Origin of the sequence: Sphingomonas sp. 8AM, from assembly GCF_902506455.1 — a bacterium.
In the GTDB taxonomy this organism is placed as follows: Bacteria; Pseudomonadota; Alphaproteobacteria; order Sphingomonadales; family Sphingomonadaceae; genus Sphingomonas.
Map to the genome: position 1 here is coordinate 1 of NZ_LR733847.1, position 6,833 is coordinate 6,833.

General features: G+C 61.9%; 6 protein-coding genes. 3 read left to right on the forward strand and 3 right to left on the reverse strand.

From position 1 onward, the window contains the following. Positions 1–250 precede the first annotated feature (250 nt). Complete coding sequence (locus tag BACI71_RS17495; protein ID WP_201297520.1) at positions 251–2,032, forward strand: sensor domain-containing phosphodiesterase; 1,782 nt, start codon at positions 251–253, stop codon at positions 2,030–2,032. 325 nt (positions 2,033–2,357) lie between these two features. After that, complete coding sequence (locus BACI71_RS17500) at positions 2,358–2,726, forward strand: hypothetical protein (protein ID WP_159761471.1); 369 nt, start codon at positions 2,358–2,360, stop codon at positions 2,724–2,726. A gap of 56 nt (positions 2,727–2,782) precedes the next feature. On the opposite strand, the gene BACI71_RS17505 is transcribed toward BACI71_RS17500, so the two are convergent. Further along, positions 2,783–4,159 (reverse strand): GGDEF domain-containing protein, encoded by a 1,377-nt coding sequence (locus BACI71_RS17505; protein WP_159761473.1) that lies wholly within the window; start codon positions 4,157–4,159, stop codon positions 2,783–2,785. 147 nt (positions 4,160–4,306) lie between these two features. Between BACI71_RS17505 and BACI71_RS17510 the strand changes: the two genes are divergently transcribed. After that, on the forward strand, positions 4,307–4,942 hold the full coding sequence (locus tag BACI71_RS17510) for an SOS response-associated peptidase (RefSeq protein WP_159761475.1): 636 nt from the start codon (positions 4,307–4,309) through the stop codon (positions 4,940–4,942). Between the two features lie 64 nt (positions 4,943–5,006). Here BACI71_RS17510 and BACI71_RS17515 read toward each other — a convergent pair whose 3' ends face one another. Both BACI71_RS17515 and BACI71_RS17520 read right to left on the reverse strand, forming a co-directional pair. Beyond that, positions 5,007–5,363, reverse strand: coding sequence for a hypothetical protein (locus tag BACI71_RS17515; protein WP_236553103.1), 357 nt, complete (start codon positions 5,361–5,363; stop codon positions 5,007–5,009). A 66-nt stretch (positions 5,364–5,429) separates the two neighbouring features. Next, positions 5,430–6,587, reverse strand: a complete 1,158-nt coding sequence (locus tag BACI71_RS17520) for a site-specific integrase (RefSeq protein WP_159761479.1) — start codon at positions 6,585–6,587, stop codon at positions 5,430–5,432. Positions 6,588–6,833 lie beyond the last annotated feature (246 nt).

Consider the following 6,833-nt stretch of genomic DNA (forward strand, 5'->3'; position numbering starts at 1 on the left):
GCATAGTGGTGTTGGCGGGCTGACGCCCGCCGATGCTGCCAAGCGGGTTGTGCAACACCGCCCCGACGGGCACCATGACAACCCCGGACTCCAGTTATGACTGGAGGAGCTTTGGGGAGCACGTCAGGCCGCATATATCACCGATTCTGCGACAGCGTGGTTTGCAACGAGGTAGCCTTTCACCTCAGCTCCAGAGTCTTAGCAATCTGTTAAGCTGGTTATGTCATCATCGCAGCCGAAGGAGCGTTCGGTGCGAAATTTCCAGGAAGAAGCTCGGCTGAACGCCCTTCAGCAACTGAAACTTCTTGATACCCCGGCTAGCGAGAGCTTCGACCGGATCACGCGCATGGCAAGCCAGATATTTGGCCTGCCGGTAGCCGCGGTCTCGCTCACCGATCATGATCGGCAGTGGTTCAAGTCGCGCGTCGGCATCGATCACTGGAGTATCCCACGCCACAAGGCGCCCTGTGCAGAGGTCGCTGAAACGGCCGAGCCGTTGGTGATTGACGACTTCCTTGCCGACCCGTTTTATGCAGACAGCCTGCTCGCGCAGAACGGCACCCGCTTCTACGCTGGCGCCCCGCTCGTCACCAGCGACGGATATGGTTTAGGATCGCTATGCGTGCTCGGCACGGAGCCTCGCCAAGCTTCGCCGGGCGAGTTGCGAGCGCTCACCGACCTGGCGGCGATGGTCATGTCGCAGATCGAGCTGCAACACGCGTTCGGGCGCGTCGATCCCGTCAGCGCTCTACCTAGCCGCACCCAGTTCCGAGAAGATCTGATCGATCTCGCACGCGACCTGCCCGGTGAGCAGCGCTTCGCCATCGTAGTCGATCTCGCTCGCGACGATCAGGTCAGCAAGATGGCGCGTGTTCTCGGCGGCGGGCGCGTGGACGAGATGGTCCGGGAAGCGGCGATGACTCTCCGGGAGGCACTCGACCCTGGCCGTACGGTCTATCACGTCGGCGCCACCCAATTTGCCTTCCTGTCTCCACCGGGGCTCGACCAAGCGACGTACCTGAACGTGCTGCGGTCCCGCTTTGAGCAGTTGCGGACCACCTCCTCGGTCCGCTTCGTCACCAGCGTCGCCGTCGGCGTGCGCCCCTTCACCTTGGGAGACATATCGGCTGACGATATCCTGCGAGGTGCCGTCAGCGCGGCTCAGGATGCTCGTACTGCCGACGGAGCGATCAGCCTATACTCCGCTGCGAACGATCGAACGCATCGGCGCCAGTATGACCTCCTCCATGATCTTGGTGCTGCTCTGGGAGCGAGGGACCAGTTGCGGCTCGTCTATCAGCCGCGCATAGATTTGGCGACAACCCGCTGCGTTGGCGCAGAAGCGCTACTGCGGTGGCGTCACCCGACACTCGGAGAGATCTCTCCGGCCGAATTCATCCCGCTTGTCGAGCAGACATCACTCGCGCGTGCGGTCACGCAGTGGGTGCTTGATGCCGGAATGGACCAGCTCGCGTACTGGGCTGCACAGGGGATCAGCCTAACGCTTTCCATCAACGTTTCGGCTGCAAACCTGGCGGAGCTCGACCTTATACAGCGCATCCAGCTGGGCCTGCTCAAGCGTCATCTGCGGCCTGATCAGCTTGAGATCGAGCTTACCGAGAGCGCGATCATGGATCAGCCTGAGCAGGCCCTCGGCATGTTGCGTGAATTGGCGTCGACGGGCACTTGCGTCGCGATTGACGACTTCGGGACCGGTCAGAGCAGCTTGGCGTATCTGCAACGGTTGCCAGCGCAGATAGTCAAAATCGACCAGGCCTTTGTGCGCGACCTCGTCCAGGATCATGGATCCGACTTCGTGCTGGTGGAGACGATGATCGGCTTGGCACATAAGCTCGGCTTTCGCGTCGTAGCCGAAGGGGTCGAGACGCCGGAAGCAGCAGCAATCCTTGCGGAGGCCGGGTGTGAGGAAGCTCAAGGGTTCCTGTTCGCGCGGCCTATGGAGGCTATGCAGCTAGAGCACTGGCTGGCCAACGATCGTGCGCACGGGGAACCCAAAGCGCACACTGCCTGAAAGGGAAGATTAGGCCGCCGGCTATCGCCGTCGCAAATGTCCTGTTTGTCGTACATCGGCGGCATGCCCCCAAGCCGCTCTGGTTGGCAGTGAGTGACCGGGTTTGGTGGTTAGCGACCCCCGCGCGCTGAGCGACGGAGGCGAAGGCTACGTCCGCTCCGTTTCGTGATTTTGAGCCGGATGGCAACCTACATTAAACGGCCCTACAGCGAGGCATGACGTCCACTCGCCGCTTCGTAGTGTCGCCCCGAACAGAGCCTGGAAAACAACGCCCTTCGCCCGCGACGCCCGCCAGATCAGCGCGCGGGAGCCACCGGCCGATAACGTGCTGCAACACGTCGCTCCGTCCATCTTTGCGCAGGAAGCGCACGACAGTCGTTCCGATCGCTACGTCTATGGCAAGCAGCGTGCCCGGCGCCGCGCCCATCGCCACGCGCTCATCAACCTGTCGCTTCAGGTGTTGCGCGAGGCAGCGCAGCGGTCGGCGCGGGAGGCTGTTGGAACGATTGAGGTTCGGCTTGCGCTGGACATTTTTCGTCCGTTTGTGCGGGAGCAACGGCTGCTCACTGAGTTCTGGAAAGCTGCAACGGCCGAGCCGCGGCACCCGTGGACGGGCTGCCATCTTCCTTATCGCTGGATCGTGCAGTGTCTCGTTGATCAGGGTGCCGAGGTCGACCAAGTCAACCAACCCTAGCTATTTAGTCTCTGACCGCTTCGCACACTCTACGGAGCCGGTGCGCTCCGTTTTGGCTACAAAAAGGAGGGTTGCTCAGCAGCATGCACGCGGTTCCGCCCGGCAATCTTCGAGGCATAGAGCGCGCGATCAGCACGGTGAATTAGCGCTTCGGCGCTCTCCCCTTCTGAGGCAATCGCGACGCCGATGCTGATCGTGACGGGCGGCTCGTCTGACTGCGGGGTAGAGGCTTCCACTGCGCCGCGCACTCGTTCAGCAATCGCCATCAAGGCTTCGATCTCTGCGCCTCGCAGGATCAGCAGAAACTCCTCGCCGCCGAATCGACCTGCGCGATCGGATGAACGAAGGACTCCTGCAATCGCATCAGCTACCCGGCGCAGCACTCGGTCACCGGTTTGATGCCCGTAGTTGTCGTTGACTGCCTTGAAATGATCGACATCGAGCAAAGCCACGGCCACGGGCGTTTGTGCCATTGCGTCATGAAGCAGCGACAGAATGCAGCGGCGGCTGGCGAGCCCGGTAAGCTGGTCCGTATCCGCCGCAGTCATTGCCGCCGTCGCGGTCTGCGCGGCCTCTAGGTGTGCGATGCGTAGCTGCCGCACCAGCTCGTCGCGTTTCGCGAGCAACGCTGCCAGCGGCAACGCAGACATCAAGAGCGCCAGCAGGTAAATCTGGAGAAACAGCAAGGCCGCTGATGTCAGATGGAGCGGAGTGAGCGGCCCGAAGCCCTGCGCAGTCATGACCGATCCGGTACTTGCCACGATCACGACGCCCGCAGCAGCACCAAAGGGGCCCAGCCGGTAGGTCACCGCTATCTGCGCCAGCATCGGCACGAAAAGGATCGGATAAGTCGATTGGCCGAACACCAGCAAACTGACCAACGCCATCATGCCGAGCAGCGCGGCGATCTCCCACGGAGATCGATTGGTACGCACGCGCGCTGTACGGCGCGTCAGGGTCCAGCCGGTCAGGACCAGGGGCGTGACGATCATCATGCCCAGCGAGACGGTCACAAACCATGACAGAAAGAAGTCGATGTTGTTCGCGCCCGAGATGAACGTTGCCAGGGCCGCACTGCAAAAAGCGCCGCAGATTGTTGCCGACGCCAAGCGACCAACCTGCCGCGGGGACGTCATGTCAGGGGGCTCGTCGCCATGCCAGTGCTGGCACAGCCGTACGACAATCGTCGCTTCAACAATGTTTGCCGCGGTGAACGCCAGTGCGTTCGTCACGCCGACCCCAGAAAGCAGATTTGCTGCGACACTCGCGACTGCTGCAGTCAAGAGATGCCCTGCGGCCTGTCCCGGCCGAGCAATCAACAGTGCAGCAACAAGGATGCCACTAGCCGGCCAAATCGTCCCAAAACCCTTGGCGTTAAGGGTCAGCAGCATCGAGCCGAGCGCCGCTAGGAAATAGGCCAGCCCGGTGCCCACCGAGCCTAGATGCCCTGAGCTTGGCACGATCATCTCGTCCGTCGCACATCGTCCCGGCATTGGGCTTCTCTAAACCGGAGGCGGCGGCGGCGAAAGGGCACCGTGCGCGCAAGTTGACTCCGCCGCGACAGCCAGCACCATAAGGCCATGTGCAACCGCTACCGCATGACCGAGGCGCAGATCGCGCTGGCTGCCCGCTACGGCATCGAGGCGCCTTTTCCGCCCGATCACACGATACCGCCGCCTGAGCTATTCCCCGACAAGCCGGTCTACGTCGTCCGCCAAGAGGGCGGCACCCGTGCGCTCGACATCATGCGCTGGGGCTTCCCGCGAAAGGTGCCGGGCAAGCGCATCGACAAGGGGACCGGCAAGCCAGTGCTGCTCGACACCAAGGTCACGAACGTACGGAACTACACCTCGCCGTTCTGGAAGTCGGCCTTGGCGAACCCTGAGCGGCGGTGCCTCGTCCCCTTCACCAGCTTCAGCGAGTACGGCCCCGGACCGACTGGCAAGCGCCCGTTGTTCTGGTTCGACGTGCCCAGCCGGCCGATCGTCAGCTTCGCAGGCGTGTGGCGACCGATTGACGGCGGCGGCGCGGTGTTCGCGTTTCTGACGACCGATCCCAATCCACTGGTTGCGCCGATCCATCCCAAAGCCATGCCGGTGCTGCTCGACGAGGAAGACGAGGAGCGCTGGCTTACGTGCTCGTTCGACGATGCCGTTGTGCTGGCCAAACCCTACCCATCGCAGCTCATGTCGGCGCGATCGGAAGCGGCGCAATAACGGCACCAAGGCTTCGGAGCAGCCGTCGTTAAGCCTCTAAGGCCTGGAGGTCACCTACGGAGTCTCAGAACCACTCATCGGCTCGCGGCGTCTCGTCCCGAATATGCTGGAACGCCCTTTGCACATGGAGCCGATACCGGCCGACAGCATCTCGCTTCCAACGATAAAGCGTCGGATCATCCCCCTCGTACTTGCGAAGCGTGTCCAACGCCTCTTCAGGCCGGACCTTCAGCTGCTTAACAAGATACAGAATGTCGTCGGCCTCACCTATGCCCCCGGCGATGCACATCTCGATCATGCCCTCGCGCACGAGATGGTACGACGCGTAGAAGCCCATCGAGTGACGAAAACGCTTCATGTCGCCCAACATAATCTGCGCCTTCTTTGACATGACTTTAACAGCTTGGATTTTGGTACTCACTCAACTGTCTCCGAAAAAAATGAGAGGTGATGCCCCATCCAGCGCGTGCGGGATGGGGACTGAGGTTCAGGCGATCGTGGGAAGGCCACGCTGCTTCTTCGCTCCGGCTTCAACGGCGGCGAGCAAGGTGTCGTTTGCTAAATGCGCATAGCGCTGAGTGCTCTGATAGGAGGCATGCCCAAGTAGTTTACCGATTGTGAATAAATCAACACCATCGTTGACGCAGAATGAGGCAAATGAATGGCGCGTGTCGTGGATCCGAAAGCCTGGAAGGTTGGCAAGTTTTCTTACAGCTTGCCACGCATGCTTGATTGAAACGAACGGCTTCAGCGTGTCCGGATTTGGGATAAGGTACGGGCAGTCTTTGAAGCGCGGCAAAGCCGCGATGACGTCGAGTGCGGCCCTGCTCAGCGGCACGTGGCGCGCCTTGCCAGTCTTCGACGTCGGGATAAGCCACGTCCGCTGATCGACGTGCACGTGCTCCCAGCGCGCATCCAGCAGTTCACGAACCCGAGCGCCGGTGTAGAGCAATAGGTCGACGATGTGCGGCAGCTGGGTGTTCTTCGAGAGCGCCGCCGCCGCCCGCAGCCGTTCCGCCTCCTCCGCCGTCAGGAAGCGCTCACGGGCATTGTTGAGCGGCTTCCTCGGCACACCGCGTGTCGGGTTGGTGGTGCAGCCGGGTATGCCCCAGCGTTGTCCAAGCTCGAATGACCGACCCATGATGACGCGGATTTTCTCAACTGTGGCCGGGGCCAACCCTTCAGCCCGCTTCTCGGCAAGCCAGTGAGCGACGGCACGGCTGTCGATGTCTGTGATGCGCACCCTGCCCCACTTCGGGACGATGTGACGCCGCGAATACATCTCGGTCGTCGCATAACTCTTCTGATGCAGCTTGGCGTCCGCGAGGTGTTGGGAGGCCAGCTCTCCATACAGCGGCACGGCACGGGCCTCCGCCTTCTTGGCTGCGGGGTCGCCGCCGAGCGCGACTTCGGCACGGAGCTTCTCGGCCTTTTTCCTAATCTGCGCTAGCGGTGCATCGCCGAAGGCGGCCAGCTTTATCTGCTTCTGGCGACCATTGTGATCGTAACGGAGATAGAAGGTTTTTCCGCCAGAGGGGCGCACCTCGCAGACCCAACCTTTGACCTCGTCGGAGTAGAAATCCGTCTTGCGTTTGCCCGGTTCACAGCGGGCGGCCATCACGAACGCATTATCGAGCTTTGCCATGGGCATAATCGTGGTTCCTTTCGAAAGTGAGTTGAGGCTTGAGGGCGCACGGAGGCGCTGCCGGCCGCGCAGGGTGCGGTGCCGGATGGAGGTCAGTTGATGTCGTGGGAGGCTCTGGTGGGCCGGAGCGGGTAACGGGGCACGAGGTTGCGCCCGTTCAGGACAGCGATGGTGGTGGGGGGAAGGGCGGCAGCATTCGCCGATTTCAGCTCACGGGGACGTCTACCCCTCCCCCCTCACTTAACC